This window comes from Rhodoblastus acidophilus (assembly GCF_900187365.1).
GTDB lineage: Bacteria > Pseudomonadota > Alphaproteobacteria > Rhizobiales > Beijerinckiaceae > Rhodoblastus > Rhodoblastus acidophilus.
In genome coordinates this window covers 406,324-425,872 of sequence record NZ_FYDG01000002.1, presented here as the reverse complement: position 1 = coordinate 425,872, position 19,549 = coordinate 406,324, and the positions used below count along the sequence as shown (strand labels likewise).

The 19,549-nt window shown below is 67.8% G+C and carries 19 protein-coding genes; 9 read left to right on the top strand and 10 right to left on the bottom strand.

From position 1 onward, the window contains the following. The first annotated feature begins 6 nt into the window (after window positions 1-6). Window positions 7-1,431: a 4Fe-4S binding protein gene (locus CFB24_RS07280; RefSeq protein WP_244593102.1), complete on the top strand. Its 1,425-nt coding sequence runs from the start codon at window positions 7-9 to the stop codon at window positions 1,429-1,431. 1 nt (window position 1,432) lies between these two features. Here the strand turns inward: CFB24_RS07280 and CFB24_RS07275 are convergent, their stop codons facing one another. The 5 genes from CFB24_RS07275 to ffh form a co-directional block, all read right to left on the bottom strand. Beyond that, the gene (locus CFB24_RS07275; RefSeq protein WP_088519907.1) at window positions 1,433-2,551 is read right to left on the bottom strand and encodes a glycosyltransferase family 2 protein; all 1,119 of its coding nucleotides are present in this window, start codon (window positions 2,549-2,551) and stop codon (window positions 1,433-1,435) included. Window positions 2,552-2,584: 33 nt separating this feature from the next. After that, window positions 2,585-3,277 carry a tRNA (guanosine(37)-N1)-methyltransferase TrmD gene (gene trmD, locus CFB24_RS07270; protein ID WP_088519906.1) on the bottom strand — a complete coding sequence of 231 codons (693 nt, stop codon included), beginning with the start codon at window positions 3,275-3,277 and terminating at the stop codon, window positions 2,585-2,587. After that, a complete protein-coding gene (gene rimM, locus CFB24_RS07265; RefSeq protein ID WP_088519905.1) occupies window positions 3,277-3,777 on the bottom strand; it encodes a ribosome maturation factor RimM in 501 nt (166 codons plus the stop codon). Before rimM ends, trmD begins: the two co-directional genes overlap by 1 nt. An 87-nt stretch (window positions 3,778-3,864) precedes the next feature. Then, the gene (rpsP, locus tag CFB24_RS07260) at window positions 3,865-4,221 is read right to left on the bottom strand and encodes a 30S ribosomal protein S16 (RefSeq protein ID WP_088519904.1); all 357 of its coding nucleotides are present in this window, start codon (window positions 4,219-4,221) and stop codon (window positions 3,865-3,867) included. 113 nt (window positions 4,222-4,334) lie between these two features. Beyond that, on the bottom strand, window positions 4,335-5,888 hold the full coding sequence (ffh, locus tag CFB24_RS07255; RefSeq protein ID WP_088520120.1) for a signal recognition particle protein: 1,554 nt from the start codon (window positions 5,886-5,888) through the stop codon (window positions 4,335-4,337). A 402-nt stretch (window positions 5,889-6,290) separates the two neighbouring features. Between ffh and CFB24_RS07250 the strand changes: the two genes are divergently transcribed. Genes CFB24_RS07250 through CFB24_RS07230 form a run of 5 tightly spaced genes read left to right on the top strand, consistent with a single transcriptional unit; the run spans window position 6,291 to window position 9,947 of the window. Continuing rightward, entirely contained in the window at window positions 6,291-7,844 is a 1,554-nt protein-coding gene (locus tag CFB24_RS07250) for an acyl-CoA carboxylase subunit beta (protein WP_088519903.1), read from the top strand. 18 nt (window positions 7,845-7,862) lie between these two features. Next, on the top strand, window positions 7,863-8,216 hold the full coding sequence (locus CFB24_RS23375; protein ID WP_088519902.1) for a hypothetical protein: 354 nt from the start codon (window positions 7,863-7,865) through the stop codon (window positions 8,214-8,216). Window positions 8,217-8,228: 12 nt separating this feature from the next. Beyond that, window positions 8,229-8,612 (top strand): biotin/lipoyl-containing protein, encoded by a 384-nt coding sequence (locus CFB24_RS07240; protein ID WP_088519901.1) that lies wholly within the window; start codon window positions 8,229-8,231, stop codon window positions 8,610-8,612. Between the two features lie 13 nt (window positions 8,613-8,625). Next, window positions 8,626-8,790 (top strand): hypothetical protein, encoded by a 165-nt coding sequence (locus CFB24_RS23015; protein ID WP_088519900.1) that lies wholly within the window; start codon window positions 8,626-8,628, stop codon window positions 8,788-8,790. 26 nt (window positions 8,791-8,816) lie between these two features. Next, the gene (locus CFB24_RS07230) at window positions 8,817-9,947 is read left to right on the top strand and encodes a sodium ion-translocating decarboxylase subunit beta (protein WP_088519899.1); all 1,131 of its coding nucleotides are present in this window, start codon (window positions 8,817-8,819) and stop codon (window positions 9,945-9,947) included. Window positions 9,948-9,954: 7 nt separating this feature from the next. Here CFB24_RS07230 and CFB24_RS07225 read toward each other — a convergent pair whose 3' ends face one another. Beyond that, window positions 9,955-10,350, bottom strand: coding sequence for an MAPEG family protein (locus CFB24_RS07225; RefSeq protein WP_088519898.1), 396 nt, complete (start codon window positions 10,348-10,350; stop codon window positions 9,955-9,957). A 175-nt stretch (window positions 10,351-10,525) separates the two neighbouring features. Here CFB24_RS07225 and CFB24_RS07220 point away from each other — a divergent pair, with 175 nt between their 5' ends. Genes CFB24_RS07220 through CFB24_RS07210 form a run of 3 tightly spaced genes read left to right on the top strand, consistent with a single transcriptional unit; the run spans window position 10,526 to window position 14,064 of the window. Continuing rightward, complete coding sequence (locus CFB24_RS07220; protein ID WP_088519897.1) at window positions 10,526-12,208, top strand: AMP-binding protein; 1,683 nt, start codon at window positions 10,526-10,528, stop codon at window positions 12,206-12,208. After that, window positions 12,205-12,858, top strand: coding sequence for a class I SAM-dependent methyltransferase (locus CFB24_RS07215; protein ID WP_088519896.1), 654 nt, complete (start codon window positions 12,205-12,207; stop codon window positions 12,856-12,858). The genes CFB24_RS07220 and CFB24_RS07215 overlap by 4 nt, the downstream gene beginning before the upstream one ends. A gap of 60 nt (window positions 12,859-12,918) precedes the next feature. Then, complete coding sequence (locus CFB24_RS07210) at window positions 12,919-14,064, top strand: acyltransferase family protein (protein ID WP_088519895.1); 1,146 nt, start codon at window positions 12,919-12,921, stop codon at window positions 14,062-14,064. On the opposite strand, the gene CFB24_RS07205 is transcribed toward CFB24_RS07210, so the two are convergent. The 4 genes from CFB24_RS07205 to argE all read right to left on the bottom strand — a co-directional run bounded on the left by CFB24_RS07205 (window position 14,049) and on the right by argE (window position 19,549). Next, complete coding sequence (locus tag CFB24_RS07205) at window positions 14,049-15,116, bottom strand: lipocalin-like domain-containing protein (RefSeq protein ID WP_088519894.1); 1,068 nt, start codon at window positions 15,114-15,116, stop codon at window positions 14,049-14,051. The genes CFB24_RS07210 and CFB24_RS07205 overlap by 16 nt on opposite strands. Beyond that, window positions 15,106-17,586, bottom strand: coding sequence for an ABC transporter permease (locus CFB24_RS07200; protein WP_088519893.1), 2,481 nt, complete (start codon window positions 17,584-17,586; stop codon window positions 15,106-15,108). The genes CFB24_RS07205 and CFB24_RS07200 overlap by 11 nt, the downstream gene beginning before the upstream one ends. Continuing rightward, entirely contained in the window at window positions 17,583-18,299 is a 717-nt protein-coding gene (locus CFB24_RS07195; RefSeq protein ID WP_088519892.1) for an ABC transporter ATP-binding protein, read from the bottom strand. The genes CFB24_RS07200 and CFB24_RS07195 overlap by 4 nt, the downstream gene beginning before the upstream one ends. Window positions 18,300-18,373: 74 nt before the next feature. Continuing rightward, on the bottom strand, window positions 18,374-19,549 hold the full coding sequence (argE, locus tag CFB24_RS07190) for an acetylornithine deacetylase (RefSeq protein WP_088519891.1): 1,176 nt from the start codon (window positions 19,547-19,549) through the stop codon (window positions 18,374-18,376).

The window sequence follows — 19,549 nt, the reverse complement described above, 5'->3', positions numbered from 1 at the left end:
ATGACCATGGCGATGCGCGATTTTCTGGTCTCGGCCGCTTCGACCTCCCGGCGCCGCGGCTGGGCCGCGCGGGCGCTCGCCGCCTTCGGCGACGCGCTGATGCGCAACCAGCGCGTGATCCGCCGGCTGCAATGGGTCGTTGTGGGCTTCTACCTGCTGCTGGTCGGCGTTCCCGCCTTCCTGCCGCTGCCCGAAACCACCGCGCATATGTGGAACAATCTGACCCTGTTCGCGCAATTCGCGTTCTGGGGCGTGTGGTGGCCGTTCGTGCTGCTGTCGATGGTGGTGGTCGGGCGCGCCTGGTGCGGGCTGTTCTGCCCCGAAGGCGCCTTGACCGAAATGGCCAGCGCGCGCGGGCGCGGCGGCTCGCTGCCGCGCTGGGTGTCGTGGAGGGGCTGGCCCTTCGCCGCCTTCGTCGCCACCACCGTCTATGGCCAGATGGTCAGCGTCTATCAATATGCCGCGCCGGCGCTGCTGGTGCTCGGCGGCTCGACCGTCGCCGCCATCGTCGCCGGCTATCTCTGGGGCCGCAACAAGCGGGTGTGGTGCCGCTATCTCTGCCCGGTGTCCGGCGTGTTCGGCCTGCTGTCCAAGCTGGCGCCGGTGCATTTCCGGGTCGATCGCGACGACTGGCGCGCGCATGACGCCAGCGGCGCGCCGACGCAGAAGCTCAATTGCGCGCCGCTGGTGCCGGTCAAGATCATGCAGGGCGGCAGCGCCTGCCACATGTGCGGCCGCTGCTCCGGCTACAAGGACGCGATCAGCCTGTCGTACCGCGCGCCGGGGTCCGAGATCGTCCATGTCGCGGGCCAGACGCCCCGGCCCTGGGAAACCGCGCTGATCGTGTTCGGCCTGATGGGCGTGGCCGTCGGCGCCTTCCACTGGACGGCGAGCCCCTGGTATATCGACCTCAAACAGCTCGCCGCCGAAAAGCTGGTCGATCTCGGCGCGGTCTGGATGCTCAAGCCGCTGGCCCCCTGGTGGATTCTCACCAATTATCCCGATCAGAACGACGCGATGTCGCTGCTCGACGGCGCCATGCTGCTCAGCTATATCGCCGGCACCGCCACTGTGATGGGCGGCTTCCTGATGGCCTGCCTCGCGCTGGCGACGCGCGCGCTCGGGCCGTTCGCCTCGGCGCGGCTGCACCATCTGGCGCAATGCCTGATCCCCATCGCCGGCTGCGGCGTGTTCCTCGGTCTGTCCGCCCTGACCGTCACCCTGTTCAAGCAGGAGGGTTTTCCGCTGCCATTCGTCGCGGAAACGCGCGCGCTGCTGCTGACGGGGGCTGGCCTGTGGGCGGCGAGCCTCGCCTGGCGGGTCTGCGGCCTTTACGCCCGAGGGGCGCGCCGTGCGGCCGCCATGCTGCCGATGCTGGCGGCGGTCGGCGCCGGCGTCGGCGCCTGGGTGCTGATGTTCTGGATCTGGTAAGTCAGTTGGCGCGTCGTCGGGCCTTGCGGGCCTTCCGCGTCTCGAGCCGCCACAGCCAGCCGACCAGCTTCCAGGCCAGCGACGTCTTGATGGAAGCCAGTTCTTGCGCCGCCGGCGTTTCATCCGGGGCGGCGCGCGGCTCCAGCCGCGCCCGCATATCCCGCAATTCGCGCAACGCCCCCGGCAGCGGTTCCCACAACAGCGGGTCCGACTGGCCGCTCAAAACCTTCATCTCCTGCTGCAGCGCGCCGGTGGCGATCAGCCGGAGCTGCTCGGCCTCGCCGCGCCGGTCGGCGAGCAGATAAAGCGTCGGCAGCAGGGGAAAACCCCAGTTGGCGGCCAGACTGGTCAGGTAATCCTCGGGCGCGGCGCCCACGTCGATCTTTTCCGCGCGCAACGCCGAGGCCCAGACGAATGCGTCTTCGACGCGATGCGCCCAGGGGTCGCTTTCCAGAATCGTATTGCCGCCGTGGATGCGATAGTTCAGCAGCGGTTCGTCGAGGCGGAGCACGTTGAACCGCGCCGAGGCTCGCAGCGCCCAGTCCCAGTCATGGGCGTAGCGCAGGTCGCGGAACGGGCCGAGCGCGTCGAGCGCCGAACGCGAGAAAAAGAAATTCGAGGTGGTCATGGCGATATTGCCGCACCAGAACCCGAACAGGTCGGGTTTGCCGGCCGCGAGGCGGCAGACCATGTCATAATATTCGTTATAGCCGCTGGAGGGATCGAACGGGGTTCCGCTCTCATCGACCAGCCGCAGGCCGGTGATTGCGAAAAACGGGCCGTCCCGCCGCTCCGCCGCCTCGACCAGCCGCGCCAGCCGGGTCGGCTCGTAGAAATCGTCGGAATTGAGGATGGACAGATAGGCGCCGCGCGCCGTCGCCATGGCTTCGTTGAGGGTCTGGTGGGCGCCCCGGTTATCGCGCCGGGTCGCTTTTACGCGGGGATCCTGGCCGTAACGCTGTTTCACGAACTCATGCGAGCCGTCGTGGGAGCCGTCGTCGATCACCACGACTTCGACATGCGGCCAGCTCTGGCCGAGCGCGCTGTCGATGGCGCGCCCGATATATTTGACGTGATTGTAGGAGGGGATGACGACGCTGACGAGAGGGCGATCTTGCATCACGAGTCCTGTCCGGCGTCCATCGCGCCGGGGTTATTCCGTTTCGCGCGCGGCCCACAAGTCAGGACGGCGCGCGCGCGTCAAGTCTTCGGCCTGCGCACGGCGCCATTTGGCGATTTTCGCGTGATCGCCGGACAGCAGGACGTCGGGGATGCTGCGGCCCTCCCACTCGCGGGGGCGGGTGTAGTGCGGATATTCCAGCAGGCCGTTCTCAAAACTCTCGTCCTCGCCGGATTCGAGCTTGCCCATCACGCCGGGCAGCAGGCGCACGCAGGCGTCGAGCAGGGTGAGCGCGGCGATCTCCCCGCCCGAGAGGATGTAGTCGCCAATGGAGATTTCGGTCAGGCCCCGGCCTTCGATCACGCGCTCGTCCACGCCCTCGAACCGGCCGCACACCAGGACGATTCCGGGGCCGTCGGCCCATCGCCGGGCGAGTTTTTGGGTGAGGGTTTCGCCGCGAGGGGAGAGCAGCAGCCGGGGGCGGGGGTCGTCGGCGGCGAGCCGGGCGTCAAGACTGTTGGCGAGAACATCTGCGCGTAAAACCATGCCGGGGCCGCCGCCGGCGGGCGTGTCGTCCACGGCGCGGTGACGGCCGAGGCCGTGGTCGCGGATGTCGATCGCCTCAAGCGACCACAGGCCGTTGCCGAGCGCCGTTCCCGACATCGACTGGCCCAGCGGCCCCGGAAACATGTCGGGATAGAGCGTGAAGACGCTGGCGCTCCACATTACTCCGTCTCGGCGGGCGGAATGACAATGACGCGGCCGCCCTTGACGTCCACGGTCGGGACCACGGCGCGGGTGAAGGGATAGAGCAGGGTTTCGCCGGCGGGCGGGGCGACTTCGAGAATGTCGCCGGCGCCGTAATTGGGCACGGCCACGATGGTTCCGAGCACGGCGCCGTCTTCCGTCTCGGCGCGCAGGCCGATCAGGTCGCGCGTGTAAAACTCGTCTTCCTCGGTGGGCGGGAGTTTTTCGCGGGGGACGTAGAGTTTGGTGTGGGTGAGGGCTTGCGCGGCGTCGCGGTCGTTGACGTTTTTCACCCGCACGACCAGCAGGTCGTCCTTGAGCGGGCGGGCGGAAACGATCTCGAAGGCGCGGCCGGCGCCGTCATGCAGGCCGTCGTAATCGGCGAGGCTGAGCGGGTCCTGGGTGTAGGATTTCACGCGGATTTCGCCGCGCACGCCATGCGGCGCGCCGAACACGCCGACCAGGATTTCGTCGCTCAAGGGGGACTCCAGACAAATAAGGAGAAACGCCCGTCCGGAGGGACGGGCGATGATCGTTGCAACGCCCACAGATGCGGGCGGGTCGGATTACTCCGCGGCGGCGGCCTTTTCAGCGGCGGCGGCGGCCGCGGCGGCGCGCTCCTGCGCCTTCTTCTTCGGCTGGGCCTTCTGCGGGTTGTTGCGCGGCTCGCGCTTCAGCGCGCCGGCGCCATCGAGCAGGCGGGCGACGCGATCGGTCGCCTGGGCGCCCTTGGCCAGCCATTCCTTGGCCTTCTCGACGTCGAGAACGAGGCGGGCGGCGGAATCCTTGGGGGCCAGCGGGTCGAACGTGCCGAGCTTCTCGATGAAGCGGCCGTCGCGCGGCGAACGGGAATCGGCGACCACCACGCGATAGAACGGGCGCTTCTTGGCGCCGCCGCGCGACAAGCGAATCTTCAACGACATAGTCTGTTCCTTATACTCTTGGTTTCGCCGAGGGGCTGGCGATTTCCATTTTGTGCAAACCGCCGGCCCCTCTCCCGGCAGTTCCGGCCCGCGCGAAAAGACGCGCGGAAATTCTACTTTTTCTTGAACGGGTTGAGGCTGCTCAGGCCGCCAAGCCCAGGCAGCATCGGCTTGCTGGCGCCCAGGCCGGGCAGGCCCGGTTTCGCCGGCGGCGGCGCCGTCAGCTCCGCCGGCGGCTCCTTGGGCAGTCCGCCCATGCCGCCGCCCACCCCGAGCTTCTTCTGCATTTCCGCCATTTGCTCCGGCGAGGGCATGCCCTGTCCCATGCCGAGCATCTGCGCCATTTGCGCCATCGGCCCGCGCTTGGGGCCGCCGCCCATCGCCTTCATCATGTCGGCGGTCTGGCGGTGCTGCTTGAGCAGGCGGTTGACCAGTTCGACGGTCGTGCCGGCGCCGGCCGCGATGCGCTTCTTTCGCGAGGCCTTGAGAATGTCAGGGGTGCGGCGCTCCTCCGGGGTCATCGACAGGATGATGGCGCGCTGGCGCTTGATCATGTTGTCGTCGATCTTGGCGTTGGCCATGGCGTCCTTGAGCTTGGCCACGCCGGGCAGCAGGCCCATGATGCCGCCGAGTCCGCCCATCTTTTCGGCCATGGCGAGCTGGTCGGCCATGTCCTGCAGGTCGAACTTGCCCTTGCGCATCTTCTCGGCGACTTTCGCCGCCTGTTCGGCGTCGATGTTTTCCGCCGCCTTCTCGACCAGCGCGACGATGTCGCCCATGCCGAGGATGCGATTGGCGATGCGCTGCGGATGGAAATCATCCAGCGCGTCCATCTTTTCGCCGAGGCCGATCAGCTTGATCGGCTTGCCCGTGACGGCGCGCATCGACAGAGCCGCGCCGCCGCGGCCGTCGCCGTCCACGCGGGTGAGCACGATGCCGGTGACGCCCACGCGCTCGTCGAAACTTTTTGCGAGATTGACCGCGTCCTGGCCTGTCAGCGCGTCGGCGACCAGCAGGATTTCATGCGGCTTGGCGGCGGCCTTGATCTCGGCCATTTCCGCCATCAGCGGCTCGTCGATATGGGTGCGGCCGGCCGTGTCGAACATCACGACGTCGTAGCCTTGCAGGCGCGCGGCCTCCTCGGCGCGGCGGGCGATCTGCACCGGGGTCTGTCCGGCGATGATCGGCAGCGTGTCGACGTTGACCTGGCGGCCGAGCACGGCGAGCTGCTCCTGCGCCGCCGGACGCTTGACGTCGAGCGAGGCCATCAGCACGCGTTTCTTGAAACGCTCGGTGAGGCGCTTGGCGATTTTCGCCGTCGTCGTGGTTTTGCCGGCGCCCTGCAGGCCGACCATCATGATGGCGACGGGCGGGGCGGCGTTGAGGTCGATCGGATCGGCGTCGGAGCCGAGCGTCTCGATCAGGACGTCGTTGACGATCTTGACGACCATCTGGCCGGGCTTGATGCTTTTCAGCACTTCCGCGCCGATGGCGCGTTCCTTGGCCTTGTCGATGAAGGTGCGGGCGACGTCGAGCGCCACGTCGGCTTCGAGCAGCGCGCGGCGGACCTCGCGCATGGCGGCGTTGACGTCGTCCTCGGAGAGGGCGCCGCGCCGCGTCAGTTGATCGAATATGCCCGAGAGCTTTTCCGACAGGCCTTCAAACATGGTGTTTTCCCTATGGGGCTCGCGCGCGACGACGCTGCAAAGCAAAACGCGCCCGGGGGCGCATGGCGCTGCCGGACGGGGACCTCCCGCGTCGGGCGCGGGGCGGCTTGGCTCTCAATGTCATCTCTTGCGAGGTCGGCTTCAATAACTGTGGCGGGGGGAAAAGTCAATTTCGCGCGACGGCCGCCGGTCTCCCGGCGGGCGCGGGCGGGCGAATACGTATTGCAAGACGCTGCGAAGACGGTATCTTGGCGTTATCTGACGCGATTGCTTGAACATAGGCCTCCTGAAATTTCATGGAAGCGACAGGATTGGCCGCTAATCTGACGCCGACTCACACAAAGCCCGATGCCCGCGCGATTCGCGGCGCCGAGGGCGTGCGGGCGCATGCAAGGTGACCGAATGACCGAGTTCTCCGAGTTGCTTGAGGACATGCGACGGCGTCAGCAGGCGATCGCCAATGGCGGCGGCGCCGACAAGCTGGCCCAGCGCCGCGCCAAGGGGCTGATGACCGCCCGCGACCGGCTCGACTCCCTGTTCGACGACGCCACCTTTCAGGAAATGGGCGGCCATGTCCGCCACCAGGCCCGCGCCTTCGGCATGGAAACCCGGGAGCTTCCCGCCGACGGCGTGGTGGTCGGCACCGGCTATGTCGACGGGCGCATGGTCTCGGCTTTCGCCCAGGATTTCACCGTGCTCGGCGGCACGCTGGGCAAGATGCACGCCAAGAAAATCGTCACCCTGATGGAGGAGGCGGCCAAATTCGGCTCGCCGGTGGTCGCGTTCAAGGATTCCGCCGGCGCGCGCATCCAGGAGGGGGTGGACGCGCTGTCGGGCTATGGCTGCGTGTTCTACCAGAACGTGCTGCTGTCCGGGGTGGTGCCGCAAATCGCCGTGGTCTGCGGCCCCTGCGCGGGCGGCGCCTCCTATTCGCCGGCGCTGATGGACTTCATCATCATGACCCGGGCCAACGCCTATATGTTCATCACCGGTCCCGAGGTGATCAAGGCGGTGACGGGCCGGACGGTGGCGCTGAACGACGTCGGCGGCGCCGACATGCACGCCGCCGTGTCGGGCAATGTGCATTTCCTGGCGCAGGACGATTCCGACGCGGTCCGCATCGTCCGCAAGCTGCTGTCCTATCTGCCGCAGAACAATTCCGAGGAGCCGCCGCATCGGCCGAGCCCGGATATTTCGCTGGCGGAGGACGACGGCGTTCGCGCGCTGATTCCCGACGATCCGCAAAGCCCGATGGATGTGCGCCGCATCATCGAGCGCATCGTCGATCCCGGCGAATTCCTCGAGGTTCACCGCTCCTTCGCGGAAAACATCATCGTCGGCTTCGGCCGGATCGAGGGCATGGTGGTCGGCCTCGTCGCCAACGAGCCGACGGTGCGGGCCGGGGCGCTGGACATGGACGCGGCCGACAAGGCGGCGCGGTTCATCCGCTTCTGCAATTGCTTCAACATTCCCGTGGTCACGCTGGTGGACGTGCCCGGCTTCCTGCCCGGCGTCGAGCAGGAGCGCGGCGGCATCATCCGCCATGGCGCGAAAATGCTGTTCGCCTACGCCTCCTGCACCACGCCCAAGGTCACGGTGATCCTGCGCAAGGCCTATGGCGGCTCCTATCTGGCGATGTGCAGCCGCGAAATGGGCGCCGATTTCGTGTTCGCCTGGCCGACCGCCGAAATCGCCGTGATGGGCGCCGATGGCGCGGTCGCCGTGCTCTACGCCAAGGACATCAAGGCGGCGGAAGACCCCAAGGCCAAGGCCAAGGAATTGGCGGCGGCCTATCGCGCCGAATTCGCCTCGCCCTATCTGGCGGCGTCGCACGGCTATATCACCGATGTCATCGACCCCGCGCGCACCCGCTCGACCATCGCCCTGGCCTTGCGCAAGGCGCTGTCCAAGCGCGAGCTTCGGCCGCCGAAGAAGCACGGCAACATTCCCCTTTGACGCGCAAGCGAGGCCGCGATGGACCTTGAGACCCTGAAATTGTCGCTCGGAGCGGTGGCCGCGCTGCTCGTGCTGTCGTTCGCCGGCGCGCGCCTCATCCGCTTTCTGCGCTGGGTGGAGACGTCGGAGATCGCCCGGCAGCAGGCCGAGGCGGCGGAGCGCGGCAAAGCCGCCCGCGCCGCCGCGCCGGCCCCGGCGCCCGCCGCCCCGCGCGTTGAGGCGCCCGGCGTTCCCGCGCATCATGTCGCCGCCATCGCCGCCGCCGTGGCGGCCTGCGGCTATCGCGTCGTTCACATCGCCGACGCCGGCGCCGGCCACGCCTGGGCCGCCGAAGGCCGCTGGCTGCACCAGACGTCGCATCACACGCATTGACCGGAGTTCGCAATGCATCGCAAGTTCAGGATCACGGTCGACGGCCACGCCTATGACGTCGAGGTCGAGGAGATCGCCGGCGAAGCCGGAGTTGGGGCCGCGCCGACAGCCTGGCCCGCCTCGCTCGCGGCGGCCTCGGCCGCTGTGGCCTCCGCGCCGGCCGCGCCCGCTGTGGCGGCGGCCGCCGGCGACGAGGTCGCGCCGCTGGCTGGAACCGTCCAGTCGATTGACGTGACAATAGGACAAGTGGTGCAGGCCGGCGACAAGATCGCCACCATCGAAGCGATGAAGATGAAGACCGAGGTCCACGCCAAGGGCGGCGGCAAGGTCGCGGCCATCGCCGTCAAGCCCGGCGAGTCCGTCGACACCGGCGCCGTCCTTCTCACACTCGTTTAAGGGAGTCCGCGCCATGACCATGCCCGATTCGCTCTACGGCGCGGTAATGCTCAGCCTGATCGACTTCTTCGCCTCCCTGGTGATGATTACGGGAATCGGGGTGGTGCTGGCGCTGTTCCCGCTGCTCAACCGCATCGGCAAGGTGGACGAAGACGCGTTGCGCAAGAGCCAGCATTGAACAGCCAGCATTGACGGGGGCGTCGCGTGATTGAACAGTTTTTGGCCTTTTTCGGCGCCCTGATGGATCAGACCGGCCTCGCCCATTTCTGGTGGGGCAATGCGGTGATGATCGCCGTCGGCGGCGTCATGATCTATCTGGCTGTGGCCAAGGGTTACGAGCCGCTGCTGCTGGTGGGCATCGGATTTTCCTGCATCATCGCCAACGTGCCGGGGTCCGATCTGATCCAACCCGGCGGCCTGTTCCATTACGCCTATCAGGGCGTGCAATTGCTGGTGGTGCCGCCGCTGATCTTCTTCGGCGTCGGCGCCATGACCGATTTCTCGCCGATGATCGCCAATCCCAAGCTGGTGATCCTCGGCGCCGCCGCCCATCTCGGCATTTTCGTCGCCCTGATCGGCGCCAAGCTGCTGGGCTTCACCCTGAACGAGGCCGGAGCCATCGGCATTATCGGCGGCGCCGACGGGCCCATGGCGATCTTCATGACGATCAAGCTCGCGCCGCATCTGCTGCCGCAGATTTCGGTCGCCGCTTATTCCTATATGGCGCTGATGCCGCTGATCCAGCCGCCGGTGATGAAGCTTCTGACCACGGAAGACGAGCGGCGCATCCGTATGAAGCAGTCGCGGCAGGTGACGCGGCTGGAGAAGATCGCCTTTCCCATCGTGATCGGCATTATCGTCAACCTGTTCTTCCCGCCGGTGGCGCCGCTGATCACCATGCTGATGCTCGGCAACCTGTTCCGCGAGGTTCTGGTGGTCAACCGGCTCGCCAAGACCGCCGCCAACGAGCTGATGAACGTGATCATCATTGTTCTGACGGTGGCGATCGGCTCGACCATGCAGGCCGACCGCTTCCTCACCGTCGATACGATCGAGATCGTCGGCCTTGGCCTGGTCGCCTTCGTGTTCGGCACGGGCTCGGGCGTGGTCGGCGCCAAGATCATGAACCTGTTCCTGAAAGAGAAGATCAACCCGCTGCTGGGATCGGCGGGCATCGCCTCGGTGCCGATCGCGGCGCGGGTCAGCCATAATGTCGCGCTGGAATATGACAAGGAAAACTACCTGATCTATCACGCCATGGGGCCGAACCTCGCCGGCGTGTTCGGCACGGCGATCTCCGGCGCCATCATGCTGGCCTTGCTCGGCGTGAAGTGAGGCCGGCTCAATCGCCCAGCGCGAGGCGCATGCAGATATCGCCGATCGCGCCGACGCAGAGCAGCACCGTCGCCGCCGAGGAAATCACGAAACCGGCGGTGCGGCGCTTGGGATCCTCCACATAGGCGCGGGCGTAAAGCGCGCGCCCGACCAGCCAGACCAGTCCGAGCCCCGCCGCGCCGATGTCGCTGACATAAAGCGCGAACATCCACAGGCCCGCGAGATAGATCGGCAGGTTCTCCAGCGTGTTCATCTGGACGCGATAGAGCCGCTCGAACATCGGGTGGCCGGAAACCGCCGGGGCCGCGATCCCATAAGCGCCCCGCGCCGCGCCGACCCGATAGCCGAGCCAGCCGTAAAACAGCACGGAGATCAGTGTGGTCAGGGCGGTGAAATAGAACATCTCTCGACCTCGCTCGACGAGAATCCTATCATGAAGCCGCCAATTTGCGGCCCGAGCCGAACCTTCGCCTTTCGCCCGCGCCGCGTCAAGTTTCGCCGCACGCGCCGGGGAGCCCTTGTCAAGCGGCTCGTAATTGTTCATCTATAAACTAATTACAACGACAGGGGGGAAGAACATGAATGCGACCGCAGAGCTGATCGCCGCGCGTCCCTGGCTGGCGCATTATCCGCCAGGGCGTCCGCTGGAAATGTCCGAGCCGCCTTACCCCACGCTGGCCGATCTCTGGCGCGGCGCCCGCCAGAAATTCGGCGGCCGCGTCGTCGCCGAAAGTTTTGGCGCACGCCTCACCTACGAGCAGATGGGCGTGGCCGCCGACAAGGTCGCGGCCTGGCTGCAGTCCAAGGGTTTTAAAAAGGGCGAGCGCGCCGCCATCATGGCCCCCAATGTGATGGCCTATCCGGCGGTGATGCTCGGCGTCCTGCTGGCCGGCGGCGTGGTGGTGAACGTCAACCCGCTCTACACCTCGCGCGAGCTGGAGTTTCAGCTGGTCGATTCCACGCCGCGCTTTCTGTTCGTGCTGGAGAATTTCGGCCCGACCGTCGCCGCCGTGCGCGACCGGCTGCCGGTCGAGCAGGTCATCCTGATGGCGGCGGGCGACCTGATCGGCCTCAAGGGCCATCTGGTCAATTTCGTCTCGCGCCGGGTCAAGAAACTGGTGCCCGAGGCGCCGATGGCCGGGGCGATCTCCTTCGCCCAGGTGCTGGCGGAGGCGCCCCGGCTTCCCGCGCCGGCGCCCTTGTCGGGCGACGATCTCGCCGTGCTGCAATATACCGGCGGCACCACCGGCACAGCCAAGGGCGCGATGCTGCTGCATCGCAATCTCGTCGCCAATGTGCAGCAGGGCGCCGACTGGTTCGGCGACGAATTGCCGACGGACACCCCCACCGTGATGGTCACGGCGCTGCCGCTCTATCACATCTTCGCTTTGACCGCCTGTTTCTGGTTCCAGATCCTCAAGGGCGGCGCCTGCCTGCTGATCGCCAATCCCCGCGACATCGCCGGCTTCGTCAAAACGCTGCGCAAGAGCCGTTTCCACATTTTCGCCGGGGTCAACACGCTCTATAACGCGCTGGCCGATCACCCGGACATCAAAAAAGTCGATTTCAGCGCCATGCGCCTGTGCATCGCCGGCGGCATGGCCATGCAGGCGGCGGTGGCGCGCAAATGGCGCGACCTCACCGGCAAGCCGGTGCTGGAAGGCTACGGCCTGTCCGAGACCTCGCCGGTCCTGTGCTGCAACCGGCCGGACATCGAGTCGTTCACCGGCACGGTCGGCTATCCCGTGCCCTCCACGGAAATTTCCATCCGCGACGCCGAGGGGCGCCCGGTGGCGCAGGGCGAAACCGGGGAAATCTGCGCGCGCGGGCCGCAGGTGATGGCCGGCTATTGGGACCGGCCGCTGGCGACCCAGGCGGTGACGACCGCCGACGGCTTCTTCCGCACCGGCGACGGCGGCGTGCTGCTGGCCGACGGCCAGATCAAGATCGTCGATCGCCTCAAGGATCTCATCATCGTCTCCGGCTTCAACGTCTATCCCAACGAGGTCGAGGACGTTCTGGTCGAGCACCCGGACGTGCGCGAGGCCGCCGTCGTCGGCCGCCCCAGCGCCGCGAGCGGCGAGGAGGTGGTGGCCTTCGTCGTGCCGCGCGACGACGGGCTGACCGAGGAAAGCCTGCGCGCGTTTTGCCGCGAGCGGCTGACCGGCTACAAGACGCCGCGCGCCTTCATCTTCCGCGAGGATCTGCCCAAGTCGAATGTCGGCAAGGTGTTGCGGCGCCAGTTGAAGGAGATGCTTTGACCGTCATCGCCGACCGCGCCGCCTTCATCCGCGCGGAAACCCGCCTCAAGCCGACGCCGCACGCGCCGGAAATCGTGCTGCATGTCGCGGACGAGGCGACCGAACTGTGGCAAAAGACCGAGGACGAACTCGGCGAGATCGGCCTGCCGCCGCCGTTCTGGGCCTTCGCCTGGGCGGGCGGGCAGGCGCTGGCGCGCTATATTCTCGATCATCCCGAGACCGTGGCCGGCAAGCGCGTGCTGGATTTCGCCTCGGGGTCCGGCCTTGTCGCCATGGCCGCGGCCAAGGCCGGCGCCGCCCGGGTCGAGGCCTGCGATATCGACGCTTTCGCGCTGGAGGCGATGCGGCTCAACGCCGAAGCCAATGATGTGACGATCGTTCCGCGCGACGTCGCCATCGGCGCCGACGACGGCTGGGACGTCGCCCTCGCCGGCGACGTCTCCTATGAGCGCGACATGGCCCGCGCCATTACGGACTGGCTTGAAACCCTCTCCCGACGCGGCGCCCTGGTCCTGATCGGCGATCCCGGCCGCACCTATCTCGCCCGCGACCGGCTGGAGGAGATCGCGCATTATCGCGTCCCCGTCACCCGCGCGCTGGAGGACAGCGAGGTCAAGCGCGCCGGCGTCTGGCGTTTCCGCCCGGGCTGAACCGTTTACGCGGGATTCATTCCGTAACGCTACGCTCGGGGTCTCATCGGGGCCTTCTCCATGACCTATGACACCTCGGTCGTCCCGGGCGCCGCGGATTTCGCCGAGGCGCCCGCGCGGGCCGCGCCCAAAACCTCGGACATTCGCATTCCCGCGCTCGACGGGTTGCGCGGACTGATGACGCTGTTCGTCATCGTCTCGCATTATTACGGCGAAGTGCCTTCGGGGATCGGCGTGCTCTGCGTCGGCTGGACGGCCGTTCTGGTGTTTTTCGTCCTCAGCGGCTATCTGGTGGGGCGCTTGATCGTCGAGAAAATGCACGCCGGCAATTTTTTGCGCGTGTTCTATCTGCGCCGGGTTTGCCGCACCTTTCCCACCTATTTCACCGCCACGCTGGCCATTCTCGGGCTGGGCTGGCTGCTCGGAGACCGATGGCCCGACGGCGCCGCGCCGCTGCCTTTGTGGTCCTATCTGGTGTTCTTGCAGAATTACTTCCTGATTCATGTGCAAAGCGTCGGCGCGCATTGGCTGTCGCCGACCTGGACGCTGGCGCTGGAGGAGCAGTTCTATCTGGTCGCGCCCTTCCTGCTGATGCTGACGCCGCGCCGCGCCTGGCTGGCGCTGATGATCGGCCTGAGCCTGGTCGGCCTCGCCCTGCGCGGCCATGGCGTGCTGCACGGCGACCTTGCCATCGCCCCCGTCGCCCTGCTGCCGACCTCCGCCGATGTGCTGCTGGCCGGCATGATCCTGGCGGTTCTGGTCAAGAACGACGCCATCGACTGGGCGAAATATCAGCTGCATGTGCGGCTGACGCCGATCCTGTGCATGGTCCTGACCTTCGTGCTGCAGAAGTGGGACGGCTCGGTGGTCGGGCCGCGCTTCGAGATTTTCGGCCCCTTCCTGATGTCGATCGGCGCCGGCGCCTTCATTCTCATGCTGGTCAAGGGCGCGCCGGAGGCGCCGCGCTTCGAGGGGCGCGTGCTGCGGTTCTTCGGCAATATCTCCTACAGCGTCTATCTCACCCATCTCGCCGTGCTCGGCCTGATGCACGGGCTGATCCTCGGGGGACTGCCGGACATCGGCACGCCGGCGCAGGTCGCCGTCACCACCGCCGCCTTTCCGGTGACGGTGCTGCTGGCCTGGGTGATGACGAAAATTCTGGAAGAGCCGATCACCGAATGGGGCCGGCGTCACCGCTGGGCTTGAGGGGCGTAGCCGGTCATTTCGAGATAGCCTTCGCCGCGTTGCGAGCCGTCGAAGGCGATCGGGCCTTCCCAATAGGGGAAGCTGGTCGCCATGAAGCTGGCGGGATTGACCGGTTTGGTCTCGACGTCGAGGCCCCGGCTTTTCACCTGCACCCGCCAGCGCGCCGGCAGCGTCCGGCCCGCGATCTCGTTTTGCGCCAAGGGCGTCAGCACGATGTCGTCGCGGTCGAGTTTTTGCGGCGCGCCGCCGGCTGAAATCCAGGTTCCCGCCTGAAAATCGCGGCCGGTTTCGTCGCGCAGCCGGAACAGCATGACTTTTTCGCCGCTGGCGAGATGCAGCGAAAACCAGTCCCAGCCCTTCTGCGTCTTGCCGAGCGGCTGGCTGCTCCACTCCCGGTCCATCCAGGCGAGGCCCTTCAGCTTGACCTCCTTGCCGCGCAGCGTGACGACGCCGGAGATTTTGTAGAACGGCTGGCTGAAATAATAGGAGGCGCCGCCCTCGTCGGATTTCAGGCTGAAGCCGCCGTCGCCCTGGGGCGCCAGCGGCCCGTCGGCGGCGAGATCGAAGGCGTAGCGGAACGCGTCGCCGCTGGCGGAAATTTTGGCGCGCGCCAGCCCGTCGCCCTCGCTGGAAAAACTCCAGTCGTCGATCCAGGCGTGGAACGGCTGCGCGAGGGCGCCCGCCTGCCCAACCCCGCCGCGTGCGAAAGTCTCGGCGAAGACGTGGTCGGTTGCGGTGGTCACGGCGGCATGGCCCATCCAGACGTTCTGGTTGGCCCAGCCCGACCGCTCCTCGCCCGGCGTTCCGGCCTGACGGAACAAGGTCCATTGCACGCCATAGGGCGCGCCGGTTTCGTCGGTGAGATTGGCGGTGAGATACCACCATTCCGTTCGGAACGTCGGATGCGCGCCGAAATCCTGCGGGAAGACCAGCGGCTTGCCGGGAACCACCTGCTCGAAACCGGCGGCCTCGCCGCCAAGCCCGGCGAAACCCTGGGCGGCGGCGGGCGAGCCGAGCGCGAGCAGAACGAAAGCCAGCGCCTTAGCGTTCATTGGCAAAAATCCTCGCCAGTTGCGCCGGGGTGGTGCGGACGAAACGCAGGATCGGCGCGATCGCCGCCACCGCCGCCGTCAGCAGCGCCAAAGCCAGCACGCTCGCCCATTGCGCCGGGAACATTTCATAGGGCAGACGCCAGCCGAACGCCTGCACGTTCACCACCGCCACGAGGCACCAGGCCAGCGCCAGCCCGAGCGGCACGGCCACGATGGCGGTGGCGGCGGTGAGCGCGACAATGCGCAGGAATTCGAGTTGCGCCAGCCGCCGCCGCGACACGCCGCTGGCCCAGACCGGCGCGACCTGGGCGAGACGCATGTCGGCGAGGGTCGTCAGGCTGGCGAGCAAGGCGATGGCCGACACCACCAGGGTCAGCGTGTTGAGCGCCGTCGTCACCGCGAATGTGTGCTCGAAAATCCGCGTGGAGATTTTGCGGATCGCCGCCTGATCGGCGATGCGGGCGATATCCTGGCCGAACCGCGCCTGCAGGGCCGCGATCAGGCGCGGCGCCTCCGCCGGCGCGACCCGCACGCCATAGGACACGCGCGGCGCCTCCGGCCAATGCGCCGACAGCGCGTCAATGTCGACCCGCACCTGCCCCTTGGGATTGCCGTAATCGGGAAACACGCCGACGACCTGCACGCGCCACATCCCGCGCGCGGTCGGAAGATCGAGCGACGATCCCAGCCCGAGCTTGAGGCGGCGCCACAATTGTTCGCTGATCAGGGCGCTGTCGCCGCGCTTCATCGCGTCCCAGGCGTCGGGCGTCTGGTCGAGCATGGGGAAATGGTCGCGATAGGTGGCGTCCGCGGCCATGCCGATCACCCCGGTCGGCCATCCCGACAGCCGCACCGACGCGCTCGCCCCCGGCAGCAGCGCCTGAACCTCGGGTTGGCGTTTGAGCCAATCTTCGATGCGCCGGGCCTGCGGCTCCCCCGCCGCCTCGAAATAGACTTCCGCCGCCAGCCGCTCGTCCAGCCAATGCGCAAACGTCTGGCGGAATCCCTCGACCATGCCGCCGACGCCGACATTGGTGGCGAAGGCCAGCAGCAGCGCGGTGAGGGCGAGGGAAAGGCCGGGCAATTGCTGGCGGCTGTCGGCCCAGAACCAGTTCGGCAAAGGCGCGTGCGCGAAACGCTCGCCAAGACGCAAGGCGGCGGACAGCAAAACCGGCAGCAGCAGGGCCGCGCCGATCAGCAGGCCGGCGAGCACCGCGAAACCCGAATAGAGCGAGTCGCCGAACCCATAGGCGGCGAGCGCCGCGCCAAACGCCAACAGCGCCAGAATGGCGCGCCGCCGCAGGAAGCGCCGCTGCGCCTCGCGCCACGCGAACGGCTGCGCCGCCGCGAGTATGGGCAGCCGCAAGGTCTTGACGAGGCCGCCCGCCGCCGCCGCCAGGGCGCCGGCGAGGGCGATGCCGAGCCCCGACAGCAGCCAGACCGGGTCGAGCGCCAGCCGTCCGGCCACCCGCGCGCCATAGAGCGCGTCGAGGCTGGCGGCGACATTGGGCAGCAGCGCGGACGCCAGTTCGAAACCGCCGATCACGCCGCAACCGCCGGCGACCAGCGCCAGCAGCGCCACTTCGGCGAACAGGGCGGCGCCCAGCGTGCGGGTGGAGGCGCCGACCGCGCGCAGGGTCCGCACCATCGGCAGCCTTTGCTCGAACGCCAGCCCGAACGCCGCGTGGACGATGAACAGGCCGACGAGAAAGGCCAGCAGGCCGAAGGCGGTGAGGTTGAGGTGAAAACTTTCGGTCAGCCGCTTCAGGTCGGCCTCCTCCTCGCCCGGCGGCGGCAGGCGCAGGGCCTCGCCGACGACGGAGGCGAGCGGCGGCGTTCCGGCGTCCGGCTTTTTCAGCAGCATCAGCCGCGAGACCTGCCCGGGACGGTCGAGCAGGGTTTGCGCCACGCCGATATCGACCGTCAGCGCGCCGGGCGGCGCCAGGGCGCTCGACCGCAACGGCGGCAGGATCTTGCCCGTGTCGAGCGCGACGCGGTCGCCCTCTTTGGCGCCGAGGTCGCGCAACGTGTCGGGCGCCGCGATGGTCTGTCCGGGCGGCGCGAGAAAAGCGGCGAAATCCCCGCCCTCGGCCCGGGCGGCGATCTGGCCGCCGAGTTGGCCGCCGCGCGGCAGGGTGAGCGGCTCGACGCCGATCAGCTGATAGGGCGCGCCATGGATCAGCACGGCGGCTTCCAGCGCCGGCGACACCTTCCAGCCGGCGCGGCGCAGTTTTATATAGGCGTCCTGCGGAACGGTGGCGCCGCTGGCCGGCGTCAGGCTCTGCGCGCCGCCGCTGGAGAAAACGGACGCCGCCTGATCGTAGCTCTTGCGCGCCTGCGCGTTAAGCGCCTGCACGCCGCTCCACAGCGCCGTGGCGATCGCCAGCCCGACGAACAGCGCCGCGAAATTGCCGGGGCGGCGGCGCCAATGGCTGAGCAGCGTGGAGAGCGTCCAGAAAACCTGTCTCACGGCCGGTCGATCACTCCCGCGCTGAGGCGGACTTGCCGCTGGAGCTTCGCCGCCAGCCGCTCGCTATGGGTCACCATCAGGAAGCCGCAGCCGGTGGCGGCGACGACGTCGAGCGCCAGCGCCATGAATTCGTCGGCCGTGGCCTCGTCGAGATTGCCGGTGGGCTCGTCGGCCAGCAGCAGGCGCGGGCGCACGGCCAGCGCCCGGCCGATGGCGGCGCGCTGCTGCTGCCCGCCGGACAGCTGCTCGGGATAGCGCTCCAGCAGGTTTTCAAGCTTCAGCCGGCGGATCAGCTCATCGGTCCAGGCGGGATCGAAGCGCCCGGCGAGCCGCGCCTGAAACGCGACATTGGCGCGCACGGTCAGGCTGGGGATCAGGTTGAACTGCTGGAACACGACCGCCAGCGTCTCCCGCCGCAGCGCCGCGCGCCCGGCGTCGGAAAGCCGCGTCGCGTCGGCGCCGTCGATCAGAATCTCACCGGCCTCGGCGGTGTCCAGCCCGCCGATGAGATGCAGCAGCGTGCTCTTGCCGCTGCCGGATTCGCCCATCAGCGCCATGCTTTCGCCGGACTCCAGCGTAAGATCGACCCCTCTCAGCACGGCGACCGGGCCTTGCGGCGTCGCATAGCTCTTGCGGAGGCGGGACACGCGCAGCAGCTGCGCCTTGGCTTTCGCGGGCGTGCGCGCGTCTTCGATTGTGGCGCCGTAGGTCATGCGTCAGATGGAACTCGCAATGTCGTGAAACCTGCATATGTGGGTGCGACGCGGCGTTCGCCAGTCTTTGCGGCTCACCGCGACAGCTGGTCGGCGAGACGGCGCAAAAAGGCGAGGCCCGCTTCGAGCTGGGAAATTTCGATATATTCGTCGGGCTGGTGCGCCTGGTCGATGCTGCCGGGCCCGCAGATGACGGCGGGCAGGCCGCCGCGCTGAAACTGCCCGGCCTCGGTGGCGTAGGGCACGGCGATGGTGTGGTTGGCCTGCGCCAGGGCCAGCGCCAGCGTGGCGGCGGCGGAGTCCGCTTCGGCGCGCAGCCCCGGCGCGACCGTGTCGGCGAAGGTTTCGATTTTCGCGCCGGGAAATCCGCTCATCCGCCGCGCCTTCACCTCGTCGCAGACGGTCTCGAACCTCTTCAGCGCCTGGTCGAACGGCGCTTCGGGCAGGCCGCGAAACTCCCAGGCGAACTCGCATTGGCGGGCCATGATGTTGCGCGCGGTGCCGCCCGAAATCATCCCGACATGGACGGTGGACCATGCCGGCTCGAACCGGCCGAGCGGATCGGATTCGGCGCGCAGCTCGACGCCGATCGTCTCCAGCGCGGCCACCAGTTCGCAGGCGACATGCACCGCGCTGACGCCCAGCCAGGGTTTCGAGGAATGGGCCTCGTGGCCGGTGACGACGGTGCGATAGGTCGTGACGCTCTTGTGGGCGTCGGCCACCTGCATCAGCGTGGGCTCGCCGATGATGGCGAGGGCGGGGCGGGGCAGGTCCTGGCCGAACCGGGCGATCGAATCCAGGCAGCCGGCGCAGGTGGTCTCCTCGTCATAGCTCAGCAGGATATGGATCGGCTGCTTCAGCGCGGCGCGGGAAAATTCCGGCGCCATCGCGAGGCAGAGCGCGTCAAACCCCTTCATGTCGCAGGTTCCCCGTCCATAAAGACGCCCGCCGTCGCGGCGCAGCGAGAAGGGCGGCGAGGACCAGGGCTGGTCTTTCACGGGAACCACGTCGGTGTGGCCGGAGAGCAGCACCCCGCCATCGCCCTCGGGGCCGAAGCTGACGAACAGCGCCGCCTTGTCCCCCTCGGCGCTGGGAATGCGCGTGAAGCGGGCGCCGAGGCCAAGCAGGTAATCCTCGACGAAGTCGATCAGCGCCAGATTGCTCCGCGCGCTTTCGGTGTCGAAGCCGACGAGGCGGTCGAGCAGGGCGATGGCGCGGTCGAGCGTGGGGTCGGCGGAGCGGGTGTTCAT

Bases quoted from the DNA above. Each gene is read 5' to 3' on its own strand.
- CFB24_RS07280 (WP_244593102.1), top strand. From the start codon at position 7: ATGGCGATGCGCGATTTTCTGGTCTCGGCCGCTTCGACCTCCCGGCGC.
- CFB24_RS07275 (WP_088519907.1), bottom strand. From the start codon at position 2,551: ATGCAAGATCGCCCTCTCGTCAGCGTCGTCATCCCCTCCTACAATCAC.
- trmD (WP_088519906.1), bottom strand. From the start codon at position 3,277: ATGTGGAGCGCCAGCGTCTTCACGCTCTATCCCGACATGTTTCCGGGG.
- rpsP (WP_088519904.1), bottom strand. From the start codon at position 4,221: ATGTCGTTGAAGATTCGCTTGTCGCGCGGCGGCGCCAAGAAGCGCCCG.
- ffh (WP_088520120.1), bottom strand. From the start codon at position 5,888: ATGTTTGAAGGCCTGTCGGAAAAGCTCTCGGGCATATTCGATCAACTG.
- CFB24_RS07250 (WP_088519903.1), top strand. From the start codon at position 6,291: ATGACCGAGTTCTCCGAGTTGCTTGAGGACATGCGACGGCGTCAGCAG.
- CFB24_RS23375 (WP_088519902.1), top strand. From the start codon at position 7,863: ATGGACCTTGAGACCCTGAAATTGTCGCTCGGAGCGGTGGCCGCGCTG.
- CFB24_RS07240 (WP_088519901.1), top strand. From the start codon at position 8,229: ATGCATCGCAAGTTCAGGATCACGGTCGACGGCCACGCCTATGACGTC.
- CFB24_RS23015 (WP_088519900.1), top strand. From the start codon at position 8,626: ATGACCATGCCCGATTCGCTCTACGGCGCGGTAATGCTCAGCCTGATC.
- CFB24_RS07225 (WP_088519898.1), bottom strand. From the start codon at position 10,350: ATGTTCTATTTCACCGCCCTGACCACACTGATCTCCGTGCTGTTTTAC.
- CFB24_RS07220 (WP_088519897.1), top strand. From the start codon at position 10,526: ATGAATGCGACCGCAGAGCTGATCGCCGCGCGTCCCTGGCTGGCGCAT.
- CFB24_RS07210 (WP_088519895.1), top strand. From the start codon at position 12,919: ATGACCTATGACACCTCGGTCGTCCCGGGCGCCGCGGATTTCGCCGAG.
- CFB24_RS07205 (WP_088519894.1), bottom strand. From the start codon at position 15,116: ATGAACGCTAAGGCGCTGGCTTTCGTTCTGCTCGCGCTCGGCTCGCCC.
- CFB24_RS07195 (WP_088519892.1), bottom strand. From the start codon at position 18,299: ATGACCTACGGCGCCACAATCGAAGACGCGCGCACGCCCGCGAAAGCC.
- argE (WP_088519891.1), bottom strand. From the start codon at position 19,549: ATGAACACCCGCTCCGCCGACCCCACGCTCGACCGCGCCATCGCCCTG.